General features: G+C 65.0%; 18 protein-coding genes and 1 tRNA gene. 12 read left to right on the top strand and 7 right to left on the bottom strand.

Annotated features, from left to right (window positions below; translation table 11 throughout):
• The first annotated feature begins 3 nt into the window (after positions 1–3).
• The 6 genes from CXR03_RS15935 (at position 4) to CXR03_RS15910 (ending at position 5381) form a co-directional block, all read left to right on the top strand.
• A complete protein-coding gene (locus tag CXR03_RS15935; protein WP_104104741.1) occupies positions 4–750 on the top strand; it encodes an acetamidase/formamidase family protein in 747 nt (248 codons plus the stop codon).
• Positions 751–909: 159 nt separating this feature from the next.
• Positions 910–1284 carry a hypothetical protein gene (locus CXR03_RS15930; RefSeq protein ID WP_104104740.1) on the top strand — a complete coding sequence of 125 codons (375 nt, stop codon included), beginning with the start codon at positions 910–912 and terminating at the stop codon, positions 1282–1284.
• A 242-nt stretch (positions 1285–1526) separates the two neighbouring features.
• The gene (locus CXR03_RS15925) at positions 1527–2168 is read left to right on the top strand and encodes a hypothetical protein (RefSeq protein WP_104104739.1); all 642 of its coding nucleotides are present in this window, start codon (positions 1527–1529) and stop codon (positions 2166–2168) included.
• Positions 2169–2191: 23 nt separating this feature from the next.
• On the top strand, positions 2192–3868 hold the full coding sequence (locus CXR03_RS15920; protein WP_104104738.1) for a sensor histidine kinase: 1677 nt from the start codon (positions 2192–2194) through the stop codon (positions 3866–3868).
• Positions 3869–3881: 13 nt separating this feature from the next.
• On the top strand, positions 3882–4517 hold the full coding sequence (locus CXR03_RS15915) for a response regulator transcription factor (RefSeq protein ID WP_104104894.1): 636 nt from the start codon (positions 3882–3884) through the stop codon (positions 4515–4517).
• Between the two features lie 168 nt (positions 4518–4685).
• Complete coding sequence (locus CXR03_RS15910) at positions 4686–5381, top strand: hypothetical protein (RefSeq protein WP_104104737.1); 696 nt, start codon at positions 4686–4688, stop codon at positions 5379–5381.
• 78 nt (positions 5382–5459) lie between these two features.
• Here the strand turns inward: CXR03_RS15910 and CXR03_RS15905 are convergent, their stop codons facing one another.
• From CXR03_RS15905 to CXR03_RS15880, 5 genes are all read right to left on the bottom strand, one after another.
• On the bottom strand, positions 5460–5861 hold the full coding sequence (locus CXR03_RS15905) for a hypothetical protein (protein ID WP_146070541.1): 402 nt from the start codon (positions 5859–5861) through the stop codon (positions 5460–5462).
• A gap of 317 nt (positions 5862–6178) precedes the next feature.
• Entirely contained in the window at positions 6179–6424 is a 246-nt protein-coding gene (locus CXR03_RS15900; protein WP_104104735.1) for a hypothetical protein, read from the bottom strand.
• A 170-nt stretch (positions 6425–6594) separates the two neighbouring features.
• On the bottom strand, positions 6595–8313 hold the full coding sequence (gene poxB, locus CXR03_RS15895) for a ubiquinone-dependent pyruvate dehydrogenase (protein WP_104104734.1): 1719 nt from the start codon (positions 8311–8313) through the stop codon (positions 6595–6597).
• Positions 8314–8830: 517 nt separating this feature from the next.
• Entirely contained in the window at positions 8831–9298 is a 468-nt protein-coding gene (locus CXR03_RS15885) for a hypothetical protein (RefSeq protein ID WP_219816266.1), read from the bottom strand.
• Positions 9299–9303: 5 nt separating this feature from the next.
• Positions 9304–10215: a nucleotide-binding protein gene (locus tag CXR03_RS15880; protein WP_104104733.1), complete on the bottom strand. Its 912-nt coding sequence runs from the start codon at positions 10213–10215 to the stop codon at positions 9304–9306.
• Positions 10216–11630: 1415 nt separating this feature from the next.
• Between CXR03_RS15880 and CXR03_RS15875 the strand changes: the two genes are divergently transcribed.
• The 6 genes from CXR03_RS15875 to CXR03_RS15850 all read left to right on the top strand — a co-directional run bounded on the left by CXR03_RS15875 (position 11631) and on the right by CXR03_RS15850 (position 19792).
• The gene (locus tag CXR03_RS15875) at positions 11631–13076 is read left to right on the top strand and encodes a DUF3375 domain-containing protein (RefSeq protein ID WP_104104732.1); all 1446 of its coding nucleotides are present in this window, start codon (positions 11631–11633) and stop codon (positions 13074–13076) included.
• Positions 13073–13885 carry a DUF4194 domain-containing protein gene (locus CXR03_RS15870; protein ID WP_104104731.1) on the top strand — a complete coding sequence of 271 codons (813 nt, stop codon included), beginning with the start codon at positions 13073–13075 and terminating at the stop codon, positions 13883–13885. The genes CXR03_RS15875 and CXR03_RS15870 overlap by 4 nt, the downstream gene beginning before the upstream one ends.
• Positions 13882–17193, top strand: coding sequence for an ATP-binding protein (locus CXR03_RS15865; RefSeq protein ID WP_104104730.1), 3312 nt, complete (start codon positions 13882–13884; stop codon positions 17191–17193). The genes CXR03_RS15870 and CXR03_RS15865 overlap by 4 nt, the downstream gene beginning before the upstream one ends.
• A gap of 96 nt (positions 17194–17289) precedes the next feature.
• Positions 17290–18198, top strand: coding sequence for an oxygenase MpaB family protein (locus CXR03_RS15860; RefSeq protein WP_104104729.1), 909 nt, complete (start codon positions 17290–17292; stop codon positions 18196–18198).
• A gap of 131 nt (positions 18199–18329) precedes the next feature.
• The gene (locus CXR03_RS15855; RefSeq protein WP_258073713.1) at positions 18330–18734 is read left to right on the top strand and encodes a hypothetical protein; all 405 of its coding nucleotides are present in this window, start codon (positions 18330–18332) and stop codon (positions 18732–18734) included.
• 368 nt (positions 18735–19102) lie between these two features.
• Positions 19103–19792: a thioredoxin domain-containing protein gene (locus CXR03_RS15850; RefSeq protein ID WP_104104728.1), complete on the top strand. Its 690-nt coding sequence runs from the start codon at positions 19103–19105 to the stop codon at positions 19790–19792.
• A gap of 100 nt (positions 19793–19892) precedes the next feature.
• Here the strand turns inward: CXR03_RS15850 and CXR03_RS15845 are convergent.
• Positions 19893–19980, bottom strand: a tRNA-Ser gene (locus CXR03_RS15845).
• A 67-nt stretch (positions 19981–20047) separates the two neighbouring features.
• Positions 20048–20701, bottom strand: coding sequence for a TMEM175 family protein (locus tag CXR03_RS15840; RefSeq protein ID WP_104104727.1), 654 nt, complete (start codon positions 20699–20701; stop codon positions 20048–20050).
• Between the last annotated feature and the right edge of the window lie 149 nt (positions 20702–20850).

The following is a 20850-nucleotide window of genomic DNA, read 5'->3' as shown; positions in this document are numbered from 1 at the left end:
CCCCTGCGCGGGCCGGTCACGGTGAACGGCGCCCGGCCCGGTGACGTGCTGGAGATCGAGCCGCTCGAGTTCGCCCCTCTGGGCTGGGGATTCACTGCCAGCCGCCCCGGCGCCGGCCTCCTGCCGGATGATTTCACGGAGGCGTTCATCTACAAATGGGATCTGTCCACCGGCCCCACCACCGCGTTCCTTGACATAGCAGCCGTTCCCCTGCAGCCCTTCCTCGGGGTGATGGCGTGCACGCCCGCAACGGAGGATCCCCTGCCCTTAATGCCTCCGGGAAACTTTGGCGGAAACATGGACATCCGCGACTTGGTGGGGGGAACCAAGATCTTCCTGCCCGTCCGCCTTCCCGGCGCCCGCCTCATGTTCGGCGACCCCCATGCCGCCCAGGGGGACGGGGAAGTGTGCGTCACCGCCATCGAAGCACCACTGTGCGGAACGCTGAAGGTGACTCTGCACCAGGGACGTTCCATTCCGTCACCGCAGTTCCAGACGTCAGGACCGCTCCGGCCGGGCATCGAGGACCAGGGGTACTACGCCACCACCGGGGTGGGGCCGGATCTTCTGGGGACGGCCCGGGACGCCCTCCGGCACATGATCGGCCACCTGTGCTTCACCTACGGCGTTGAACCCCATGAGGCATATCTGCTGTCCTCGGTCATCGTGGACCTGAAGATCAGCGAGGTTGTTGACGCACCCAACTGGATTGTCAGCGCCTACCTGCCGCTCTCCGTGATGAACCGGTGATTCGGTTCATTGGTGCGCCGTGCCCGCAGGCGGGAAACTTTGCGCTTTGCCCGCAGTTTTGATCCTTGTTAGCGTTGCTGCCTCCGAATGGAATGAAATCTGCGAGCTTGCGAAAAAGCGCGAAGAACTGCAATCGCAGTAAGGAAGGAGGCGTCACCCATGGGTCGTCAGAAATTTCGGGGTCTTTCAACTGGGACCACCATCCTGGTGGCTGCACTTTTCTCGATCGGCTCCGTCTTTGTTGGCGCGAACGGCTTAATTCCGCTGTCGGTTTTTGCGGCGCTTGCATCCTTATGCGCGGGCACGTTCGCGGTTGCTGATCTTATGAGAGCGGAAAACTCTTCAAAATATCTTGCAGCCATTGGAATGTTTACTCTCACGTTGTCGCTGCTAGTTCCGCTCTTTACGTGGACAGCAAGTGCCGCCATTCCCCTGGCTGCCGTTTCGCTGCTGGCGCTGACACCAGCCGCATATTGGGCGATAACCTGGCTAGTCGCCCAAAGGCGGATGGGCCAGCGTCCTGCCGGCACCTAAATGACGGGCCGAAGTGCGCGTCATTCCCGGCATCGGGGGGCACCTCGCCGACGGCGGCAGCAACCCCGCTGACACCGCTTTCATCGACAAGGCGGTGAAGGAACTTCTGGGCTAGGAACCCGTCATGCTGCATCCTGCCCCTGGTGCGGAAACCGGCGCACTGACAGTGATATCGAAGCACGGTGACAAACCGGGACCTGCGCCTCTGTCCGCCCGGGAACGGCCCGGGCCAGCATCAGCACATGACACCAACACGTATCCTTCTGCTCGCAGCGGCCCTCGCCGCTCCAATCCTTTTTGTTACCGGTCAGGCGCTCCTGCCGAATCTGGGCCGTGACCCTGCCACGGCCTTTCCCCTGATGCTGGAATACCGCGACCAGCTCATCCTCTCCCGCCTCCTCACCACCGCCGGCGCCTACCTGCTGCTTCCCCTGTTCTGGCTGGTAGCCGGACTGGGCGGAACTGTCACGCGCGCGGGCGCGGCCATCGCCGCTGTGGGCACCTTCTTCAACGCCGTCAGCCAGGCGGTCCAGGGCTACGCCGCCTGGGGAGCAACGGCCCCGGGGCTCGACCACGGGGCCTCCATGCAAACCCTCCTGCACCTGGAAGACGGCCCGGCGGGTTTGGTGGTCTCGTACTGGTCGGTTCCGCTGTTCGGCATCGGACTCATCGTCATGGGCATCGGCTTGCTGATCGCCAAGTCAGCTCCCCGGTGGATGCCCCTGCTGTTGCTCGCCGGAGTTGTTCTAGGGTTCCTCACCGCCGGCCTAGGTCCCGTCGTCGCACTCACCCAGATACCACTCGTCGCCGCCCTGATCGCGCTGGCGGTCTACAAAGTGTTTTCCCTTGCTCCGCAACCGGCAAGCGTTCACACTGATGCCTAAACGAACGTCCCCATCGAGGCGTTATGAACCAGCCAACCGCCCGCCGCCTTCGCGCCCTGACAGGGCCCACGGTCTGCTTCCTTTTGACCGTGGGCGCAGCCGGAGCAGTCGTCGTCGTGGGTCCTGAGCGGGCACTCACGTCAAACCTGGTGCAGGACACGGTGGCGGCTCTGTCATGGACGGTGCTTGCGGCCATCTGGACGGTCCGCGGCCGCCCGGCCGGGGCTGTCCTGACCATCGCGGCAGCATGGAGTGTGGCGGCCGCGACTGGTGGTTTGGCGGTGGCGGGCTCGCCCCTGTCCGTCACCGCGGGTTGGATATGCACCTGGGCCTGGGGCAGCGCCGTCGGTTTGTCCTACACGCTGGGCGTGCTGAGGGCTGCGCGCTGGCGGAGTTCCTCCCGGCTTATAAAGCTTGCCGCCGTCCTCAGCACCGCGGTGATGGCACTCGGATTCGCAACACTGCCAACGGTCACGGTGGAGGAAGGCGTCGAGTACCCCAACCCCCTCGAGCTTCCTTTTTCTCCAGCCCTGTCCCTGACAGGCGTCCTGCTCACCGCATGCACCGCCTTCACCGCGGCAGCGTTCCTGGCGCTGCAGCTGACAAGTCCCGCCCGACGCCGGCAGGCGTTGCCGGTACTGATCGCAGCCGTTGCGGGCCTCGCAGGAATCGCAGTGGGAGCAGCCGCGAATGAATGGTCGCCCCTGATTCAGGTGCTCACCCTCCCCCTCCTGCCGGTCGCACTGTCCCTCACCGCGGTCGGCACGGGCTCGCGCACCCTCCGCTCGGTGGGCCCCCAGCTCGACGGCGCAGCCGATCCCTCCAGCGCCCTGAACGCGACGCTCGCTGAAGTCGCCCGCGACCTTGGCCTCTCGGGCCTCGCCATCAAGGTCGGTGAAAACGTCGTGGCCTCCGACGGCGATCCGGGCCACCACCGGGTGCCGCTCCTTCACCTGGGCCGGCTCGAGGGGTTCCTCCTCACGCCGAAGCTGGCCGGAGACGCTGCTGAAGAAATAGACGCGGTTTCACCGTCGATCGCCGCGGTGCTCAGCTCAGCACGGCTCGCGGCGGACGTCCGCCGTTCCCGCGCGGAGCTGGCGGTGGCCAGGGAGGAGGAACGACGGCGCGTGCGCCGTGATCTGCACGATGAGGTAGGACCCCTGCTCGCTGCGGTGATCGCCCAGACAGACGTCGCCGGCCTGGCCCTGGACCGTTCACCGGAGCGCGCCCGCGAGTCCCTGGACAAGGCACGCACCGCCGGCAGCGAAGCCGTCACCGCTCTTCGCCGGATCTCCCGTGACCTGCACCCTGTCGCCGTCGACACCCTCGGGCTGGCAGGTGCCCTCAACGAACTCGCTGTCCGGCTCTCGGGACTAACCAGCGTGAGGGTGACGGCGATGGCGGCGACATCTCTGCCGGCAGCGGTCGAGGTGGCGGTCTATCGTCTTGCAGCGGAGGCGGCGGGCAACGCGGTACGGCATGCCGGCGCCTCCGCCGTGGATATCCGGTTGACGGCGGACGGAGATGCCTTGCATCTGGAGGTCGTCGACGACGGGACCGGGTTCGATCCCACCCAGCCCAGCGCCGGCGTCGGGCTCGCCTCGATGCACCAGCGCGTCGCTGAGCTGAACGGAGAACTGTCCATCACCAGCAGTGCCGCGGGCACCGCCGTCCGCGCCCGGATCCCTGTTCCGGATTGAGATTGGCACGCGTATGAGAGTCCTGCTGTGTGACGACCATCCGGTCTACCGGGACGGGTTGCGGGCCCTCTTCGATGAGCTCGGAGTCGAGGTAGTTGCCGAAGCGGCGAGCGGAGAGGAGGCGGTGATGCTGGCGGCGGCCTTCGAACCCGACATTGTGGTCATGGACTTGTCGATGCCGGGCATGGGCGGCGTGGAGGCCACGAGGCGCATCGTGGCCGAGCATCCGTTAGTCCGGGTTCTGGCACTGACAATGGTGGACGAACCGGCAACCATGCTTGCGGCGCTGCGGGCAGGAGCGAGCGGTTACCTGCTCAAAGGCGCCGGCCATGCGGAAATCCGGGCCGCACTGGACGCCGTGGAATCCGGCGGTATGACGATCGCACCGGAGGTCGCCCAGGGCCTGCGTGCAGGACTGCGCCCGCCGGAGCCGTTCCCGCAGCTCACGCCGCGCGAGCGGGATGTGCTGGGCCTGATGAGCCGGGGCCGCACCAACGAACATATCGCTGACGTGCTCGTGCTCTCGGTCAAAACGGTGCGCAACGTGGTCTCGGGCATCTTCCGTAAGCTCGGTGTCACCACCCGGGCGCAGGCCGTGGCAGCAGCACGCGATGCGGGGGTCGACGGCGCTGAGGCTCCTGCTCCGTAGGGGGCGTCGCCGGGAACCGGTGCTGCAGCAATCCGGGCGGTAGGAACAGGCCGATGGCCACCGCTCTCAGCGCCCACGCGCGGCCGTTGCCCGACTGGCATTGATTCGCCGGCCTCCTGTGTTGGTGAGTCGCCGGTAAACCCGCGATTTACCCCGTAGAGTCACGCCATGATCAATGCTGATGCACCCCTGCCCGAAGATCTTTTCGCCGCTCTTCCCGGGGAGGATGCCGTCCTGGGCCACGCTATCGCTGTCAACGGCGACCGATGGCAGGATGCACTCAGCACTCGCGGGCTGCCGCCGCTGCAAGGTGCACTGGCCGGCCCGGGTGTCACGAAAGTTTCCCGCGGCGATGTATTCGAGTTGGGCGGCCGTGAGATCACCCCGCCGAACGCTTTCCAGCTTCTGTACTATTCACTCGCCTGGGGCCTTGGCGGCCGGGCCCCACGCCTGCATCAGCGGCTGAACGCCCTCGCCGCCCATCAGGACCGGGCCGGAGAGCTGCTGGTTGATGCTTGGCAAGCGGTCAGGAACGGTGAGTCTGCACAGGACGTCTACGGCGTGCTGACCACGGACAGAGGTGCCGGACGCATTCCGTGGCTCGGCCCTGCTTTCTCGACCAAGTTCCTCTACTTTGCCCAAGGCCAAGATGTCCCACCCCGCTACCTCATCCTCGATCAGGTAGTTGCCCACAACTTGTCCGATGTCTGGCCCGGCGCTCCGAAGGCTGCATGGTTTCCGGACACCTACGCCCGCTACTGTGCGGTGGCCGGCTCCTGGGCAGAGCAGGCCACTGAACGCTTGGAGGGTTCGCGTAAAGTCCGCGCCGACGAAATTGAGTTCGTTCTCTTCAAGCGCGGGTAGGGCGCGAGGGGCTGGGTCGGGGATTTGGTGAGCGGCGGGATGCAGGCGGTTCCCTGGCCTCCGGTCTGTTTGGCCGTCCTACTTAGCGGGTTCCCCGAAGTAGAGAACTGTTCCATTGACCTGGTTACGTGTCGCGAACTGGCCTCCGGGAATAGCAGCACTTGGCACCTGGATAGCGAAGCGGCCGGTAGATGCAATCCCTGTCTTGGCAATAATGTCGGGCTGCCCGACCCATCCCTCTTCCATCACGACGGCTGAGTTGTCGTCATTCCATATGTCGTAAATCCGTCCGTCGCTACCAATGAATACCGGCATAACAGATGTCGGGGACATAGGTTCACCGGCATCCGCAATTGGAAGGCTTTCATTCACCACTGAGGTCATCCGGCCGAGCACGTAGTCCCAACCGTCCTTGACCTCGTTGTACGAGTCCTCAGCGAGAATCTGCGCCGCACCGCCAGTCGTTACCGTCTCAGTCACGGTCACATCCCACCTGCTGTTGGCAGAAGAGGTAGCTAGCGTTCCGAAATCGAATGGACGGGATGTTGTGCCGTCTTGTGACGGCGCGGATGCCGCTGTGCTGGATGCTGAAGACTCCACAACCGGTTTATCCACTGGCACGGGACCCGTGTCACTACATCCAGTGAACAGCAGGGCGCTGAGCGTAGCAACGACAACAATCTTTAAATACTTCAAGGGTCCTCCGGTAAACATGCCATGCGAACAGCAGTTGCTATTGGTCACTTACATGAAGATGGGCGGTGTCTGTTTCGCAACCAGCAGTGGTGGCTAACTAGTCACCTCGCGGTGCGCACCAGATAATCCAGAGCTCGACAGGCCCGCCATCCAGTCCATATGGCAAAGACACCGGCGCCTACGGCGGCCACGGCCGCGAAGACTGCCAGCAGCGACGGCTGGCCGGCGAGTCCGGCGTTCGGGTTAATCCCGACTGTGAAAGCGGCGAATAGTGTGCAGCCGATGGATACAAGCCACAGCACTAGCGTGGCAGCGAACATTCCGGCGACCGGATGCGGACGGTTCATTTATTTCCCCCTGGAAATGACGACCGGCTCAGCGTATCCCACCTGCCATATTTAAAAGCGTCATCAATAGCCCATATGACAACTAGCCGGGCGCTCGGCTGAATCGATTTGTGCCTGCTGCTGGCCCGTCAGCTGATAGACAGTTCCGGGCCCGCAGCAGAAACGAGATCTCAGAGCAGCTGCCGTGCGTTGGCCTTTGCCAGGTCGATGAGTTCGCGGCCGTTGCCGGCGAGCACCGTGCGCATCGCGTAGACCGCAAAGCCCGTGGCCTGCTTCGCCTCGATCTTCGGCGGCATGGAGAGCTCCTGCCGCTCCACCGCGACGGAGACAAGCGCGGGGCCATCGTACGCGAACGCACGGCGCAGAGCGCTCTCGAGGTCCTCCGGGCGCGTCACGCTCTCGCCGTGCATTCCCACCGCCTGCGCGACCGCACCGAAGTCCGGGTTCTCAAGCCCGGTGCCGAAGTTGACGAGACCCGCCGCCTTCATCTCCACCTCGACGAAGCTGAGCGCCGCATTGTCGAACACGACGATCTTGATCGGCAGCCGATGCTGCACCACGGTCAGCAGCTCACCGAGCATCATCGCGAGGCCGCCGTCGCCGGCGAGGACCACGACCTGCCGGTTCCGGTCCACGGCCTGGGCGCCCATGCCGAGCGGGGTCGCCGCCGCCATGGTGCCGTGCCAGAAGGAGCCGATCAGGCGCCGTCGCGCGCCGATGTGCAGGTGCCGGGACGCCCAGATGACGGGAGTGCCGACGTCGGGCAGGAAGACCGCGTCGTCGTCCGCGAGCTCGTCGATCAGGTGGGCGAGGTGCTGCGGATGGATGGTGCCCGGGCCCTGCTTCTCGAGGTCGTCAAGCTGGCTGCGGGTGCGGCGGTAGTGGTCCAGGGACTTCTCGAGGTGGGTGCGGTTCGACTTCCGCTCGAGCAGCGGCAGCAGGGCCGACGCCGTCTCCCGCACCCCGCCGACCATGCCCTGGGTGAGCGGCACGCGGCGGCCGAGCTGCTCACCGCGGATGTCGACCTGCAGAATCTTCGCCTTCTTCGGGTAGAACTGCTGGTACGGGAAGTCGGTGCCGAGCATCAGCAGCGCGTCGCAGTCCTCCATCGCCCGGTATCCCGACGCGAAGCCGAGGAGCCCGGTCATGCCGACGTCGAACGGGTTGTCGTGTTCGATGAATTCCTTGCCGCGGAGGGCATGCACGATCGGCGCGGCCAGGGCGTCGGCGAGGGCGAGGACCCCCTCGCGTGCCCCCTCGACGCCGGCGCCCGCCAGGATGGTCACGTTCCCGCAGGAGTTCAGCGTGGCGGCGGCCTCCTGCAGCTCCGCCGGGGAGGGCACGGTGACCGGGTCGGTGCGGCGGACTGTGAAGACGCGCTCGTCCGCGGCGTCTTCAAGAGCGGTATCGCCCGCCATCACGAGCACGGCGACGCCCCGCTTCTCGATGGCCGTCCGCATGGCGATCTCCAGCAGCCGCGGCATCTGCTCAGGGCTCAGCACCATCTCGCAGAAGACCGTGCAGTCGCGGAACAGTTCGGTGGGCCGGGTCTCCTGAAAGTACTGGCTGCCGATCTCGTCGCTCGGGATGTGCGAGGCGATCGCGAGCACGGGAACCCGGCTGCGATGCGCGTCGTAGAGCCCGTTGATGAGGTGCATGTTTCCGGGGCCGCAGCTGCCCGCGCACACCGCGAGCTCGCCCGTCAGCGCCGCCTCCCCCGCGGCAGCGAACGCGGCCTCCTCCTCATGCCGGGTGAGCATCCACTCGATGCCCTTCTCCCGGCGGATGGCCTCGGTCACCGCGTTCAAGGAATCGCCGGGCACTCCCCAGATCCGCTGGATCCCGTTGACGGCGAGGTTGTGGACGACGGTCTCGGCGATCGTGGGCATGCTGCTCCTCTGTTTGGTGCATTCAGACGGCGTCATCAGTCTATGCACCTGGGATCGGGCGGGGCCAGAGGTGTGGCGGGAGTGTGGCTGGCTCCCGCTACGTCCGAACCCATGTCTAGGCTGTGGTGATGGTGCGGCACGGCCACACCACAGCGAATGCCTCAAGGTTGCTGGCCAGCGGGAGCCCGTCGTCGCCCATCTCGCGCCCCCGTATCACGAGCGCACGTCTCGGTGCCGCGCACTGAGGCGCAGCTCGGCGACCTCCTCGCCGGCTTCTACACCGTTCTCTCCTATGACTCCCTCGACAGGATTGACGAGATTGTCCCGCCAGGGATCACCGGCCACTCGGAAAGCGAAGCGCGGCCTAACGTGCATGGAGCCGGTCCCCTTGGACGCCTAACCCTTATGGATCCAGCTCGCTGCAGCGCGCAGATCGACTAGTTGGCTGAAGCCTCTGCAGTGTTATTTTGGATCCCTTTACCGGGCGCACAGAGGGTGAGGCTGGCGCCCTTCCGGTCTATGCCGCGAACTGTGCACCACAGATCAAACAGAACACACCTTCTGTAAACCCTTCTGGGACCTTTAACGGCTCATTGGTGTGGCACGGCGGCTCCACAATGAGCATGTCATCAGGCTCTATGAGTGGATCCGGAGCCTCGATGTCCAGGCTAAAGGACGAGTTCTGCTTAAACTTCATGCCCTTAACGCCCTTGAACGCGTCGGCAATTGCTGCGTTCATTGCTTCATCGATGGCACCAGAGGCGCTGCCGAAGCCGTACTCAAGCTGCGCCGGGGTCCACCACGAATCTAGCCCTGCCGCCGCCCCGCATAGTGGGCAGAAATATTGGGAGACCTGCGCAGCGTCTTGATCGCCTTCGGCGTGGTTGAACCACTTGAACTCCTGTTCGCAGGTCGGGCACTCACGGCGTAGGAAGCCATCACTGTCCAGTGGCATGCTTATGGGAATTTGGATCTCATCGTCCATAGTCATTATCCGTTCAGATCGAGGAACACTTCTTGGTTTATCTGCTGCCCGCCTTCGGCCCGGGCTGTGATCGTGACATCAAAGGCCTTGTCTTGTCGAGTACCGCCGGACACCATCCGTGCCATGTTGAACACGGTCAGGGTGACAGAGCGGCCGTTGCCTGGGATCTTTGCAATTGTCCCGATGTCGCTCGAGCGCAGATCCAGAGCCGCGTTCTCCGGCACGGTCAGTGCCACGTCGTAGGCAGTCTCTGTTCCCCGGTTAATGACCTGAAGCTTGTCCGCACGGGTGCCGCCCCTATTGAAGTATTTGAGGTCGAAGTCGAGCGCTTTCCTAACCGAGGTGCCGCTCGGCAGCCGGCGACCTAGCGGGAGGCCGTCACCGGGCGGAGGGGGCGCGGTGAAATCACCCGAGGCGAGCCAATCAGTACCTATAAGGTCGACAGCGCAGCCCGCCGTTCGAAGCCTGCTCGCCAGCGCCTGGCGACTAGCTGGAGCGTTCGTAAGACGGATCGCATGGCGTCCGGCAACATCACTAAACGGGCGCACCTCACCTACTTCTACTAGTACGGTTCGCTTGGCGTCCCGGCCTAACGCCATGCCAGCTTCGAACAGCACGTTGGGTCGGGCCTGCGGCGCAGGCTGTGTCTCGTGGTCGTTCTCGCCATACCCATAGCGGGGTTGTAGGTAGGCAACCTCGTCCGGCGTCATAAGGACTACTACAGCAGTCGCATGATCAAAGGCGGCATCAAGTACCTGCCCGATGTAGGGAGAACCCTCTCCGGTGAGCTCAACGGCAGCTGTCCACTCCAGTGGCGACAAATTGATGCTCCGCAGGAATTCAAAAATTGACTTGCGGAGCGGCTCATTACGTCCGTGTACAACAAAGACGGAACGACCGTCACTCGGGGTGTTCAATGAAGTTCTCCTCCGGAAAATCCGGCTCACCCACGGATGGGACGAGCATCACAACTGACGATAGACGGTACCTCCGACAGTCTCCGGTAAGCCGCCCCCGACCGCGCCACCTCTGACCCACTCCCCCACCATGGAAACTCATATTTAGAAAGTGCGATCTCGGATTCGCGTATACCTTGCCCGCCCCTTAATGCCCGTAGCCCAACCGCTACGCCCCTGAGCCCAACACACCGCCCCCGCACCCATGACTAGGCTGGTGGATGGCAACATTATTCCTCGTGCGACTTGGCCGTACCACCGCCAACGCCTCCGCCCTGCTGGCCGGCCGCGACCAGGTCGCCGCAACCGGGACCAGCCCCCCCCCCCCGGCGGGGTGGTATCTTCATGCATTCTTCGCCCGCTTTGACCCCTCACGAGCTGACCGATTCATCGAGCCAGTCTAAGTTCGGACATCAACTATATTTTTTCTCTTTACCGATGTTCCCGACTAGTCTTGTCCTGTGCAGCAACGAAAAGATATTGGCAAGCGATTAGCTGATGGGATTACCGCTAAGCTCGAATTTGACTACGTATGCGAGCGAGGGCATTCCTTCAGCGAGTATCATCTTCATGGTGTGATGAACGAGATTATCTCATCGATAATAAGCCCCAAGGACTTTATACCGCGTTCAGGCTTCCCCCATCCTGCACTCGCTAGGAACGATGACCGGGCAAGCGGGCGTCAGCGTGAGGTTGACTTCTACGTATATGCTCATGACCCCAGCGCCCAAAATGTTTGTGTTGAAGCCAAATGGGCTGGATCAAATTACTGCACTTGGGACAGAGTCCTCCTCGACCTTTGCCGCCTTGCCCTTGTTCGAGAGCACTCACTAACTAACGATTGTTTCTTCGTCCTTTCCGGACCCATCGACCAAGTGAAATCCACAATAGAGTCGCTACACAAGAATATGCCTAAACGTAAATATGGCAGTAACTCGATATCGATCCTCGAATCACCAAACAGTGGCCAAGCCGCAACCAATCACGAATATAGCCTGATGGACTGGGGGGGTCGCTTCGCTGGCAACAAGCTCGTCCTGGATGGACTGCCGAGAAAGAAAAACGGCCGGCCTAGGCTTCCCTTAAAGATAAGGACGGTCCTAGTGAGGTCCTCCAGCACAAACAATTGGCAAACAGTGGTTTGGCGAGTGCATTAGCCCTTCCCATCGGGGCCTGCGGTGTGCAAACTGGCCGTTTATCTACCCATCTGGCAGACAAATCTGGCGATTGAACAGGTCAATACTCAAGTGATCCCGACGTAGTCCCGGACCCCGGGACGGTCTTGTCCCGCCACGTCCAAATACCCACCCCGCTCCTCCACCCGGCTAAAATCGAGGAGGCCCGTTTTTCCCCACCGCACGGGCGGAAAGCGCAGAATGTCCTTCATCGAGAACGCCGTTGCCCGCTGGGCCGAACTGCAGCGGCTCCAGGCCTCCCCCGGCTGGAAACTGACCAACGCCAACGCCTGGGTCCCGGCGCTCTTCCGCGAGGCCTTCACCCGCACCCGGCCGCGGGTTCCACTGGACGATTTCCACGCCATGACGGACGCCTTCCTGAACCGGCTCCGCATGGACGGCGTGCAGCTGCGCGAGGACTGGACCGGCCGGAACTACGCCGATGACTGGGTGGCCCGCCGCTTCCTCGCCCGGCCCCGTGCGGACGGGAAGTTCGTCTACGAACTCACCGAATCCTCCGCCCGCTTCCTCTCCTACCTGGACGGCTACACCAGCGACAAAACGTCCCTGAACTCCTCCCGCCTGGCCACCCTGCTGGACCGGGTGGAGAACCTCGCACAGGAATCCAACCCGGACCCGGCGGCCCGCATCGCGGTCCTTAAAGAAGAGGTCGCCCGCCGCGAGGAGATGATCCGCGCCCTGGAAACCGGCGAGGCTCCCCCGCCGCTGCCGGAGGACACCGCCGTCGAAGCCGCCCGCGACATCCTGGACCTGGCCGCCGCCCTGCCCGCCGACTTCAAACGCATGCGCGACGGCCTGGAAAAGATGCTGCACAACCTGCGCCAGGAAATGGTGGAATCCAACGCCGCCAAGGGCCTGACCATGGGCGAAATCCTCGAAGCGGACAAAAAGCTGCGCAGCACCGCCGAAGGCCGCACCTACGAGGGCTTCACCGCCTTCCTGAACGACGCCGACCAGCAGGCCCGCTTCCGTGCCGCCATCGCCGAGGTGCTGGAACGGGACTTCGCCGACAACCTGAGCCCCGAGGACCGGCAGAGCCTGTACCGGCTGATCAGCGACATGCGGGACCAGGCCACCGAAATCCACCGCATCTACGGCCGGCTCTCCGAATCCATGCACACCTACGTGCAGAGCGACGAGTACCGCGAATCGGTGCAGCTGCGCCAGCTCATCCGCGCCGCCGAGGCCGCCATCCACAAGGCTCCGCGCGGACGCCGCCGCGCCGCCGTCGTGCCCGCGCCGCAGCTGTACGGGTCGGGCTTTGAGTCCCTGAGCATGGTCCGGGTCTACAACCCCGAAGACCACGCCGCCCCGCGCACCCTGCCCGAACCGCCGCAGTTCACCGAGGCTGACATCCACCGCTCGGCCCGCACCCCGCGCGCGGACCGGCGGGTGCTGGCCGACGCCGTCTCCCGGGCTACGGCGAAACGCCCCGGTGCCACGGTGGCCCAGGTGTTCGAGCAGCTGCCGCCCGAGCACCGGCACCTGAACAGTATCCGTGCCCTGCTCGCCGGCGGCAGTGCTGCCGGGGACACCCTTGAATCCGTTACCTTTACCCAGATCGACGGCAGCGAGCGCACCGCGCTGCTGCCCGCCGTCGCCGTCGCGAAAGCCCCCGAAAAATGAGCGAGACCATCCACGCCGCCCCGGAAGAGATCGCCCCGGAAAACCCGGAGCTGGAAGCCGAAGACACCGACGAAACCGACGCCCCGCGCGACCTCCTGGTCGACGGCCCGGAGCTGTTCCCCGGCGACACCGGCACCCTGCCGCTGAAGCTGCGCCAGGCCCTGATCCGGCTGCTGCGCGGCCCCTATCTGGATGGCACTTCGTCCGACAACGTGTACGAAACCGTGGTGGACAACCAGGAGCAGCTGCGCGTGCGGCTGAGCGAACTGTTCCTGACCCTGGTCATCGACGAGGACCGCAAGGTCGCGCTGCTGCGCCCGGTGGAAATGCCCGAACCGCACACCTCCGCCCTGCAGCGCCAGCGCGAAATGACCCGCGAGGAAACCCTGCTGCTGCTGCGCCTGCGGCTGATCCTGGACCGGCACACCGGCACCGGGAACGAGGCCACCATCGCCCGGCAGGACATCCTCGAGGTCCTCGAGGCCTACGTGGACCCGGGCCAGCGCGACGCGAAGTCCGTGGAGGACACCGCGGACGCCGCTATCCGCAAGCTCGTCCAGGACCGCCGCCTGCTCATCCCCACCGAGCTGGACAACGTCTGGGTCATCTCCCCCGCCCTGCCGCTGGCCCTGCCCTACAGCCAGATCGGCGACATCGTCACCTTTATGCAGACCCTCTCCGGGGAGGACGCAGCGGACGACGGCGCGGCCACCCTGGATCTGGACGGCATTCCCACTCTCGACCCCATCGAGCCCGTCGCTCCTGAGAACGCTGAACCCGCCACGAACGACGGCGAGGAGCCGGCATGAGCATCGAAACCACCCTCCCCATGGGCGACCTGATCAACCCCGGCCAGAATCGGCTCTCCTCCGTGCAGATCGTGAACTGGGGAACCTTCGACGGCGCGCACACCATCAAGGTGGACCGCGCCGGCACCCTGCTCACCGGCGATTCCGGCGTCGGCAAGTCCACCGTCTTTGACGCGATGCTGCTGGTGATGGACGCCCGCCCGAAGATGAACGAGGCTGCACAGAACAACAACGGCACCAACGCCGAGGAAAAGCGTACCGCCTTCTCCTACATGCGTGGCCGGCTGGGCACGCAGGGAGCGGACGACGGCGCGGGCACCGCCTACCAGCGGCCCGGCGCCACCTGGTCCGCGGTCTGCCTGACCTTCGACAACGGCCTGGGCCAGATCACGTCCCTCTCCGTGGTGATGGATCTGCCGGCCACCGGCACCGAACACAACCTGGGCCGCTTCTACCTGGTGCACAACCGCCCGCTGGACCTCGCCGCCCTGCAGACCGGCATCCGCGGCCGCTTCACCAAGGGCAGCCTGGAGTCGCTGCTGCCCGGCGCCGCCGTGTTCGATTCGCACAAGACGTTCGCCGAACGCTACCGGCAGGCCCTGGGCGTGGAGGATGAGAAGGCCTTCAACCTGCTGCGCATCCTGCAGACCGGCAAGGGCCTGGGCGGTACGGTCAATGACTTCTTCCGCACCAATGTGCTGGATACCCCGCGCACCCTCACCGCCGCCGAGGAAGCGGTGGAGGACTTCAGCCACCTGCGCAGTATCCGCCGCCAGCTCGAACGCGCCCGGCAGCAGCGCGATCATCTGGCCTCCGTCCCCGAGCTGCACACCCGCTACCGGCAGGCAGCGGACGCCCTGGCGCACAACCGGGCACTGACCAAGGAAGGACTGCCCGCCTACCGGCAGCGTCTGGCCCTGGACGGCGCCCGCCGCACCGCCGAGAAGCTGGAAGCTGAAGCCGCGGCTGCCCGCGCGGAACTGTCCGCCGCGGAAGCCCGCCGGGCCACCCTGAAGGACCAGCGCGATGCCCTGAGCACCCGTTACGCAGAAGAGGGCGGCGGCGCCATCGCCACCCTGGAACGCGAACTCGCCGCCGCGGCCGCGCAGCTGCGCTCCCGCGAAACCGTGGAAAACGCGTTCCGCGATGAGCTCACCGCGGCGGGGATCGACGTCGACTTCTCCCCCGCCGGGCTGGTCACCGCCCGCAGCCGCGCCGCGGACCTGATGAAGTCCCTGACCAAGGACCTGGACGCCGCCAAGGAGCGCAGCAGCAACGCGCACGGCGAGGCCTGGTCTCTGAAGGGGCAGATCGCCAAGCTGGAAAACGAGATTGGTTCCTTCCGCCGCCGCAAATCCAGCATCCGGCAGGAATCCCTGGACCAGCGGACCCGCATCTGTGCCGCCACCGGCATCGACGAGGCGGACATGCCCTTCGCCGCGGAGCTGATCGACCTGCCCGCCGAGCACGCCCAGTGGCGGCCGGCCGCCGAGCGCACCCTGCGCTCCCTGGCCACCGCCCTGCTGGTGCCCGGCGAGCACATGGCCGCCGTTACCCGCTTCCTGAGCGAAAACGACATGCAGGGCTACGTGCGCTGCATCGACGTCTCCGTGCCCCTGGACGGACCGTCCGAGCCCGGCCCCGATGACCTGATCACCAAGCTCGTCACCCACGATTCCGCCATGGGCGACTGGGTGCGCCGGAAAATCACCGCGCACTACGACTTCGTGTGCGTGGAGGACCCGGCAGGGCTGGCCGGCGTCGCCAAGGGCGTGAGCCTGGGCGGTGCGGTCAAGCGCAACCGCAGCACCACGGAAAAGGATGACCGGCACACCAAGGCCTCTGACAACGTCCTGGGCTTTGACAACAAGGACACCGTCGCGGCGCTCGGCAATGAGCTGCTGGCCCTGCGTGCGGTCTTCGAGGAGGCGGACACTGTCTCCCAGCAGCACGCCCGGGAACAGGATGAGATTGTCCGCCGGCTGGCCGCTGTGCGCCGCGTGCTCGACGACGGCCGCACCTGGGAGGAGCTGTCCGCGGAGGCCGCACGCGCCGCCGTCGCGCAGGCCAACGACCGGCTAGAATCGGCCCGGGATGCCAACGAGGACCTCGAGCAGATCCGCTTTGAGCTGGACACCGCCGAGCTGGACCTGACCGCCGCCACCGAGCGGGTGGGCGGACTGAAGCAGAACACTGCCCGGCTGAACGCGGACCTGGCCGCCGCCGTCGAACGCCGCACCGCGCTCTCCGCCAAGGCGCCCGACAATCTCTCCGAGGGGCTGCGGACCGCGCTGGCGAACCTGTTTGCTCCGTTCGGGGACCTGACGGACGCCGCCGCACTGAAGGAAGCCGCCGGGGAGGTTGAACGGTCCCTGATCACCGAGCAGAGCCGGCTGGAGAAGACCCTGCTGGAGACCCGCGCGAAGCTGGAGCGGACCTTCGAAACGTACTCCGACAAGTGGGGTTCGGACTTCGGCACCTCCGTGGAGGCTGCCGGCGCCTACGAGGACCGGTTCGAAGGCATCATCACCGAGGGCCTGCCGCAGCGCGAGGCAGAGTTCCGCGAATACTTCAACAACCGCACCTACGAGCGGTTCAGCGACCTGCTGCAGCTGCTCGATGAGGAACGCCGGAGCATCTCCTCCCGGCTGCTGCCCTTGAACTCCGTGCTGCGCCGGGTGGAATACCACGCGGGCAGCCACCTGGAGATCGAGGTGGCCACCACCGTTCCCGACGCCGCGTACAAGTTCCGCACCGAGCTGAAGAACGCGCTGCCCATGATGGGGCGGCGGCAGGACAAGGCCGAGATGGACGCCCGCTACGCGGCCCTGGAGACGCTGGTGGACCGGTTGAAGGACCCGGAGGAGAAGCGCTGGCGGGCCGAGGTGCTGGATGTCCGCTCGCACGTGACCATCACCTGCAACCACCGCCTTGCCAACGGCCACACGTACACCAACCTGCAGGCGTCGCTGATGTCCGGCGGTGAGGGCCAGCGGTTCACGGCGTTCATCATGGCGTCGGCGCTGGCCTACCAGCTGGGCATCGTGTCCCAGGGGTTCAGCACCTACGGCACGGTGATGATGGATGAGGCGTTCGTGAAGTCCTCGCTGTCCTTCGCGGAGGCGTCCATCAACGCGCTGCACGAGTTCGGCTTCCAGCTGTTGCTCGCCGCCCCGGAGGACAAGGTGGATCTGTCCAGGTTCCTGGGGTCGGTCACCGAGATCCTGCGCGACGACGTCACCAACCGTTCCGGCGTGCTGGAGCGCGGGCTGGGCAATTCCCGGTCGGTGGACATCCAGCTGCGCTAGGTCCCGGGGGTCCGGGGGTTCGGCTCGCCGGGTCCTCTGATCCGGAGAGGTACCCCTTGCCGGGCACCTCCCAGCCGCCGGGGCCATACTGGGACGATGGGCACGCTTCTTTCTTCCTGGCGCCGGCAGCTGGTCGGCACCTTCAGCAACAATGCCGAGACCATCCCGGAATGGGAACTGGAGCTCGCCAACGGCGCTGACCGCGGCTATTACGGACCGGACTCCGCAGTGTGGGCGGTCCACGGATCGATGACGACGATTGTCGCCGGCATCCGCGCCCTGCTCCTGCAGGCGCTGCACCCCGGCGCGATGGCCGGCGTGCGCGATTACTCCAACTACAAGGAAGATCCGCTCGGCCGGCTTGCGGGCACCATCCGCTGGATCTTCACCGTCACCTACGGGGATACGACGGCGGCACGCGGCGCATCAAACTGGGTGCTGCGGCTGCATGAACGGGTTCAGGGCACCTATGAGGATGCCGCCGGCGTAGAACGGCCCTACTCGGCGAACGATCCCGAGCTGGCCCGCTGGGTCCACCTCGCCTTTACGGATGCGTTCCTGACCTCTCACATGGAGTTTGGCGGGCCCATACCCGGCGGCCCGGATGCATACGTGGCCGAGTGGGCCACCGCCGGTGAACTGATGCGCATCGACAGCCCGCCCCGGGACCTGGCCGGGCTGCGGAAGCAGATGGCCGCCTTCGACCCTGAGCTGTGCTCCAGCGCCACGGTCCAGGAAGTGGTGCGGTTCCTGCGCCATCCTCCCCTGCCGAAGAACCAGCTCATCGGCTACCGGGTCCTGTTCGCCGGCGCCGTCGCCTCCCTGGAACCGCGGCACCGCGAACTGCTCGGCCTCCGCGAACCTCGATTGGGGCCAATCAAGCTGCCGGTGCACGGCCCGGTGAGACTGGTGCTGCGCGTCATCCAGTTCGGGCTCGGAAATATGGCCCCGTCCGAACGCTCAGCCCGCGAGCGACTTGCCCGCTTGGCCCAGCCGCAGGACTGAGCGGCGGGAAGCCAGTCAGGACACGAAATAGTGCAGCACCGGCCGATTTCGTCTTGAAGGCCGGCCCGGCATCGGATGTACTGTTCGCACACACGCGGGTGGCGTGACCCGCGGCAACCCTGGAGGCGGGCATGGCACAGGCACAGGCACACGTCATCAAACCACTCACCCCGGAGACCTATCCGGCGTGGCTGGCACTCGCGCAGAAGCACAACGGGGTGTGGGGCGGGTGCTACTGCTCGTATTTCCACGGCGACACGCAGAACACCGTCAAGAATGAGTACGACAGGCCGACTTTCAAGCAGCGGCTCGTAGCCGAAGGTGCAGCACACGCGGCACTGGTGTTCGACGGCGATGCAGCGATTGCCTGGTGCCAGTACGGCAGTCCGGACGAGCTGCCGGGGATCTACCACCGCAAGCAGTACGACGCAGGCGAAACCAGACCGGCGCCGTGGCGCATCACATGCTTCTTCGTCGACCGCGACCACCGGCGCTCCGGCGTGGCCCGGGAGCACTGGACGGTGCGCTTGAGCTGATTGCCCGGGCCGGCGGCGGCGAAGTAGTCTCGTTCCCCAACGAACTCACCCCCGGCAAGAGGACCTCGTCCTCATTTCTTCACAACGGCACGAGGGCCATGTTTGAAAAGGCCGGCTTCGTCTTCGAGCGGCATATCGGTAAGAACAAGACCGTGATGCGCATCAGCATCGAGCCACGGTAACCGGCGTCGTCCTGCGCTTACCGGCACCGTCATGTGAGTCACAGGCCAAGCTGATCAAGATCACAGGAAGCGGGCGGAAAGCCCCCTTCCAATTCCCCCGGCCCCGGTGGAACCATTTAAAGGACAGCAACTCCCAACCCGTATCCGGCGCGCATCGGCGCGCGCTCCCCATGCAGGAAAGGAACTATGCACAAAGCTGTACCGTCACTGATCATCGCCGGCCTGCTGGTAAGCGGCGGCGTCGTGTCCTGCGGAACCTCCGGAGAGTCTTCCTCCCCCGATACCTCGGTCAGCGCGTCTGCTTCCCCATCCCCGGAAGTCACCGTACCGGCGGACCAGATGGACCAGCTGGTTCCCGCGGATGCCCGGACCATCACCGACCCGGCAGATCCGCAGGCCACCCTGGTGCTCTTCACCGACTACCAGTGCCCCTACTGCGCCATGATGGACCCCTTGATCCAGCAGGCCAAGGCCGACTACGGAGACGAGGTCCGCATCGTCGTCCGGAACTACCCGCTCCCCAAGCACAAGAACGCCGAGCCGTCCGCCCGCGCCGTGGAAGCCGCAGCGGAACAGGGTGCCATGGAGGAAATGGCCGCCGCCATCTTCGAACATCAGGAGGACTGGAAGAACGAGTCCAACGTGGACGAAATCTTCACCGGCTACGCCGAGGAGCTGGGGCTGGACATCGAGCAGTTCAAGTCCGACTACTCCTCCGACGCCATCAAGGAGCGAGTGGCCCGGGATCTACAGGATGCCCAGGACCTTGAGGTACCCGGCACTCCCACGCTGTATCTCGACGGAACCGCCGTACAGCTGGAGACCGGCGCCTACAGCGAAATTTCCGGCCCGCTGGATAACGCACTCGAAAAATAGTACTTGCGCCTACTAGGCGGCCCGCACGCCCGGCTGGACCGGCGCAAATGCAGCCCAGCCAAAGAAACACCCCGGTCCAAGGGACCGGGGTGTTTCTTATTGGCGGAGGATGGGGGATTTGAACCCCCGAGGGCGTTAACCCAACACGCGTTCCAGGCGTGCGCCATAGGCCGCTAGGCGAATCCTCCAGGCTTTGCTCCCGAAGAAGCAGATATAAGACTACCCGACAAAGGGCCAAACCAACGAATCGGGGGATCAAGGCTTCACATCCGCCGCTGCCGCTCTTCTCCCCAGGAGCCGAAATACCAGGTTGCCGACGACGATGGCGGCCCACGACAAGGCGGCCGCAGTGGGGCTAATAAAGGCAATCGGTATGGAAAGCAGGAAGACCGCAGGCGTCACCGCGACGCGGCGCTGCGCGTAGGCCAGAAGCTGGGGGTCAATGTCGTCCTGAAACAGTCCGCGGCGCCCGGCATAGATCCACAGCGTAGTGTTGGCCACCCCAATCAGCCCGAGGATCGTCGCGTAAATCACCACCCCCAGCACCTGGTCGCTGTAGAAGGCCATCATGTCGGCGGCATAGCCAATGAGCCCGACCATCAGCAGCAACCCCAGATTGAGGCGCTGCAGGACGACTGTATAGCCGGACAACAGCCGGAAAAGCCGGTGATGGCTGAGCCAGTATGCGGCGGTCACCACGAAGGACAGCAGGTAGGCGGCAAATTCGGGACCCTGTTCGACGACGGCCCGGCCCAGCTCATCGCCCGCCACCCGCGGAACCTTGATATCCACGGCCAGCAGGGTCATGGCAATGGCAAACACTGCATCACTGAAGAAAGCGGTGCGCTCTACGTCAGCACCGGAATTGACTCGCTGGGCGAACGCTTCGTTCATGCTCTTGATGGACACACAGCCAGTGTGGCGGATTGCACCCACCGCGTCACCCCAGGAGCCCGCCGGAGCTCCAGCTGCCTGGTTGTTGGTTAAACAAGTTGGGCCCCGCAACCATGCGGGGCCCAACTCTCTGAACAAATATTGTCCGGCGGTGACCTACTCTC

The organism is Arthrobacter sp. 08Y14 (assembly GCF_002929455.1).
Lineage (GTDB): Bacteria > Actinomycetota > Actinomycetes > Actinomycetales > Micrococcaceae > Arthrobacter_B > Arthrobacter_B sunyaminii.
The sequence above is the reverse complement of the archived record's forward strand: the minus strand, read 5'-3'. Positions and strand labels throughout refer to the sequence as shown.

Bases quoted from the DNA above. Each gene is read 5' to 3' on its own strand.
- CXR03_RS15930 (WP_104104740.1), top strand. From the start codon at position 910: ATGGGTCGTCAGAAATTTCGGGGTCTTTCAACTGGGACCACCATCCTG.
- CXR03_RS15925 (WP_104104739.1), top strand. From the start codon at position 1,527: ATGACACCAACACGTATCCTTCTGCTCGCAGCGGCCCTCGCCGCTCCA.
- CXR03_RS15920 (WP_104104738.1), top strand. From the start codon at position 2,192: ATGAACCAGCCAACCGCCCGCCGCCTTCGCGCCCTGACAGGGCCCACG.
- CXR03_RS15915 (WP_104104894.1), top strand. From the start codon at position 3,882: ATGAGAGTCCTGCTGTGTGACGACCATCCGGTCTACCGGGACGGGTTG.
- CXR03_RS15910 (WP_104104737.1), top strand. From the start codon at position 4,686: ATGATCAATGCTGATGCACCCCTGCCCGAAGATCTTTTCGCCGCTCTT.
- CXR03_RS15900 (WP_104104735.1), bottom strand. From the start codon at position 6,424: ATGAACCGTCCGCATCCGGTCGCCGGAATGTTCGCTGCCACGCTAGTG.
- poxB (WP_104104734.1), bottom strand. From the start codon at position 8,313: ATGCCCACGATCGCCGAGACCGTCGTCCACAACCTCGCCGTCAACGGG.
- CXR03_RS15885 (WP_219816266.1), bottom strand. From the start codon at position 9,298: ATGGACGATGAGATCCAAATTCCCATAAGCATGCCACTGGACAGTGAT.
- CXR03_RS15875 (WP_104104732.1), top strand. From the start codon at position 11,631: ATGTCCTTCATCGAGAACGCCGTTGCCCGCTGGGCCGAACTGCAGCGG.
- CXR03_RS15870 (WP_104104731.1), top strand. From the start codon at position 13,073: ATGAGCGAGACCATCCACGCCGCCCCGGAAGAGATCGCCCCGGAAAAC.
- CXR03_RS15865 (WP_104104730.1), top strand. From the start codon at position 13,882: ATGAGCATCGAAACCACCCTCCCCATGGGCGACCTGATCAACCCCGGC.
- CXR03_RS15860 (WP_104104729.1), top strand. From the start codon at position 17,290: ATGGGCACGCTTCTTTCTTCCTGGCGCCGGCAGCTGGTCGGCACCTTC.
- CXR03_RS15855 (WP_258073713.1), top strand. From the start codon at position 18,330: ATGGCACAGGCACAGGCACACGTCATCAAACCACTCACCCCGGAGACC.
- CXR03_RS15850 (WP_104104728.1), top strand. From the start codon at position 19,103: ATGCACAAAGCTGTACCGTCACTGATCATCGCCGGCCTGCTGGTAAGC.